3 protein-coding genes are annotated in these 3,448 nt (G+C 67.2%); 1 reads left to right on the forward strand and 2 read right to left on the reverse strand.

Features of this window, described 5'->3' with window-relative positions:
* Together ACSAMQ_RS20200 and ACSAMQ_RS20205 are read right to left on the reverse strand one after the other, a co-directional pair.
* Positions 1-663, reverse strand: a 663-nt coding sequence (locus tag ACSAMQ_RS20200; protein ID WP_435397373.1) for a PilN domain-containing protein, incomplete at its 3' end; no start/stop codon positions are given.
* Positions 663-1,721 carry a pilus assembly protein PilM gene (locus ACSAMQ_RS20205; protein WP_057919051.1) on the reverse strand — a complete coding sequence of 353 codons (1,059 nt, stop codon included), beginning with the start codon at positions 1,719-1,721 and terminating at the stop codon, positions 663-665. The genes ACSAMQ_RS20200 and ACSAMQ_RS20205, both read right to left, overlap by 1 nt.
* Before the next feature lie 461 nt (positions 1,722-2,182).
* Here ACSAMQ_RS20205 and ACSAMQ_RS20210 point away from each other — a divergent pair.
* A partial coding sequence (locus ACSAMQ_RS20210; RefSeq protein ID WP_435397374.1) for a transglycosylase domain-containing protein occupies positions 2,183-3,448 on the forward strand: 1,266 nt, incomplete at its 3' end.

Genomic DNA, 3,448 nt, shown 5'->3' on the forward strand with positions numbered 1-3,448 from the left:
GGCGGGCGGCGTGGTGCCCGTTGCGGCTCCGGCAGGCGTCGTAGCGGCGGCCGCATCGGTAGCCTCGGCCGTAGCGGCCGGCGCATCCGGCACGCCGTCGCCGTCCTCGTCCTTCGGCGCGTTCGGATTCGCCAGGGTGACCTGGAGCTTGAACTCGTACGGTAGGCCCTTCTCGTTGCCCTTGGCTTCGATGATGGTCAGGTCGGGCTTGGTCATCCAGCCGGAAGTTTCCAAGGTCCGCATATAGGTACTGACGCGGGCGTTGGACTGGGCCCGGCCTTCGAGCGTCAGGATTTCCGCGTCCTGTTTGATCGCCGTCAGCACCGCGCCATCGGGAATGGTGCGCACCAGCGAATCGAACAGATGGACCATCTGCGAGCGGTTGGACTGCAGCTTCTCGATCACTTCCTTGCGGGCGAGCAGCTTGGCCTTCTTCTTGTCGAGCTCTTCGATCTCGGTGATCTTCTTGTCGACCTCGACGATCTGCGCATCAAGAAAGGCATTGCGCTTGCGCTGGCCGCTGATTTCGCTGCTGTAATAGAAAACGATCAGCACCGAAAGAGCGACGGCGACCAGGGCCGACAGGCCGAGGATGGCGCCGAACTCTTTCTGTCGTGCCTTGCGCCGTTCGGCGCGCCACGGGAGCAGGTTGATGCGTGCCATCAGTCGAAGCTCCTCAGGGCCAGGCCGCAGGCGATCATCAGCGCGGGAGCGTCCTGTGCCAGGGCATGCGCCTGGACGCGCGGTCCGAGGGTCATGTGGGCGAGCGGGTTGGCCACCGTGGTCGGGACGCCGAGCTGTTCCTCGACCATCTCGGCGATGCGCGGAATCGAAGCGCCGCCGCCGGCCAGTACGATCTGGTCGACGCGGTTGAATTCGCTGCCGGCGTAGAAGAACTGCAACAGGCGGCTGACCTGCTGGACCATCGCTTCCTTGAACGGCTCCAGCACCTCGGCCTGGTAGCTCTCGGGCAGCCCGCCCTGGCGCTTGGCCAGACCGGCTTCCTCGTAGCTCAGACCGTAGCGGCGCATGACCTCGTCGGTCAGCTGCTTGCCGCCGAAGACCTGCTCGCGGTGGTACAGGCTGCGGCCGTTGCGCAGAACGTTGAGCGTGGTCATGGTCGCACCGGAATCGACCAGGGCGACCAGGCCGTCGCGCGGGCTGCTCAGCGTGTCGGCCAGCAGGGCGAAGGCGTTCTCGATCGCGAACGCCTCCACGTCCATGACGCGGGGCGTCAGTCCGCCGAGCTCCAGCGCCGAAGCGCGAACCTCGACGTTCTCCGAACGTGACGCCGCGAGCAGTACCTGGACCATGTCCGGGCTGCCGGGCATCGGGCCGAGCACCTCGAAGTCGTGGTTCACCTCATCGATCGGATACGGCACGTAGTTGGCCGCCTCCAGCTCGATCTGCGATTCCAACTCGTCCCCTTCCAGGTCGTTCGGCATGCCGATCACGCGGGTGATCACCGAGGATCCGGCGACGGCCGCGGCGGCGTGCTTGACCCGGGTCCCCGACCTCGCGACCGCACGCTTGATCGCCTCGCCCACCGCCTCGACCTCGACGATGTTCTTCTCCACCACCGCGTTCGGCGGCAGCGGTTCGACAGCATAATGCTCAACGCGGTAGCGATTGCCGACTCGTGAGAGTTGCAACAGCTTCACCGCCGTCGAACTGATGTCCACGCCGACCAACGCCGGCTGGCTTTTCGTGATGAGTCCCACAGTTATCTCCCCATGCCACAAGCGCTTACGCGCACTTCGTGTGGCCCCGGCTTAGATAACGGACTTTTCACAGGCTGGCAACCACTTCTTTCGCGATTGCCAACCCAGTCGTGCTTTTTTGACCCGCAACGTCACGTGACCCCCACCGTCAGTCTGGCGACTGCGTGTAAGACGGCGCAACACCACAGGCCCTCCCCAGCCCGACCTTCCGTCATCCCGTTCCGTGCCGATCGCCCCAATCGCGCCATCGCGGCCGCCGTGCGGCGCGTGATCGCAGCACTACCCTACTCGACCGGCGGGGCCGCGTCGCCCCCCCCCCCCAACGGACGGCAGGCGCCAGAACCGAACCCGGAACCGGAACCGACCCCGACCCCGGACCCGGACCCGCGGCCGGACCGGGGGCGCGATCCGCGCTCCTCTATACTTGCCCGTCACGACCACCGACTCCGGAATCCGATTCGATGTCCCGTATTCGCCGTTGGCTGCGTTGGGCGCTGTATGCGTTCATCGGCGCAGTCCTGCTGGGCGCCATCGCGCTCGGCACCCTGTACTACCTGATCGTCCCCAAGCTTCCCGACGTCGAGACCCTGCGCACGGTCGAGCTGCAGGAGCCGATGTACGTCTATGCCCGCGACGGGCGCCTGATGGCGCTGTTCGGCGAGACCCGGCGCTACCCGATCGCCATCGAGGACGTGCCCGAGCGGCTCAAGCAGGCGTTCATCGCGATCGAGGACGCCCGCTTCTACAAACACCACGGCATCGACTACAAGGGCATCGGCCGGGCGATCTGGCTGCTGGCGACCACCGACGACAAGCGCGTCCCGGGCGGCTCGACCATCACCCAGCAGGTCGCGCGCCAGTTCTTCCTGAGCTCGGAATACAGCTACAAGCGCAAGCTCGGCGAAATGCTGCTGGCGATGCGCATGGAGCGCGAGCTCAGCAAGGACGAGATCTTCGAGCTGTACTTGAACAAGAGCTTCTTCGGCAACCGCGCCTACGGCGTCGGCGCCGCGGCCGAGTTCTATTACGGCAAGAAAATGAGCGAGCTCTCGCTCGACGAGATGGCTTCGCTGGCCGGCATTCCGAAGTTCCCGTCCAGCGGCAACCCGCTCAGCAATCCCGACCGCGCCAAGCTGCGCCGCGACTACATCCTGGACCGCATGGCCGAGCAGCGCTTCATCAGCGCCGACGAAGCCGCGCAGGCCAAGGCCGTGCCGATGCACGCCAGCCCGCACGAGCGCCCCGTCGAGGTCTACGCGCCCTACGTGGCCGAGATGGTGCGCCAGGAAATGATCGCCCGCTACGGCGCCGAGGCGCTGACCAAGGGCTATCACGTCACCACCACCATCGACCCGACCCTGCAGGTCGCCGCCGACAAGGCCGTGCGCGACGGGCTTTCGGTCTACGACCGCCGCCACGGCTGGCACGGGGTCGAGCAGCACTTCGACCTCGCCGCCGGCGAGGACGCCGCGACCGCGCGCCAGCGCCTGCGCGCCATCCCGGCCCAGGCCAACCTGCTGCCCGCGGTGGTGCTCGGCACCACCGGCGGCCAGGCCCAGGTGGTGCTCGGCGACGGCACCGAGCTGACTCTGACCGAGAAGCAGGGCTTCGGCGGCCGCAGCCCGGGCAGCCTGGTCAAGCGTGGCGACGTGGTACGGATCCAGCGCACCGAGACCGCCGCCGAACCCGCGCCCGCTCCGGCGGCCCCGGTCGGCAGCGCCACCGGC

The sequence above is a fragment of the Lysobacter sp. 1R34A genome, assembly GCF_051217035.1.
In the GTDB taxonomy this organism is placed as follows: domain Bacteria; phylum Pseudomonadota; class Gammaproteobacteria; order Xanthomonadales; family Xanthomonadaceae; genus Lysobacter.